This is a genomic window from Streptomyces sp. JW3 (genome assembly GCF_052216785.1).
In the GTDB taxonomy this organism is placed as follows: domain Bacteria; phylum Actinomycetota; class Actinomycetes; order Streptomycetales; family Streptomycetaceae; genus Streptomyces.
In genome coordinates, this window is the sequence record NZ_JBQOUX010000305.1 from 1 (window position 1) to 275 (window position 275).

The 275-nt window shown below is 69.5% G+C and carries 1 protein-coding gene; it reads left to right on the plus strand.

Annotation, left to right across the window (positions count from 1 at the left end):
• Positions 1–275: hypothetical protein (locus tag ACTT8P_RS38615; RefSeq protein WP_442836455.1), on the plus strand; the 275-nt coding region annotated here is incomplete at both ends.

A 275-nucleotide genomic window follows, 5' to 3' on the forward strand; every position in this document is an offset into this window, starting at 1 on the left:
GGGGTGCTGCGGTATCTGAACGAGGAGACGGCGGGGGTACTGGCGGGACTGCCGACCCCACAGATCGGCTTCAACTACCTGGGCCGCTTCAGCAGCCGCGACGAGGCATGGCAACTGGTCGGTGACGGCCTGGACGAGGGAATCGCCGGCCACGCACCGGTGATGCACGCCCTCGAAGTGGAAGGGCTGGTCAGGGACCTGGCCGAGGGGCCGGAGTTGGTGTTGTCGGTGTCGTGGCCGGGGCGGTTGTTGGGGGAGGAGTCGGCGCGGGCGCT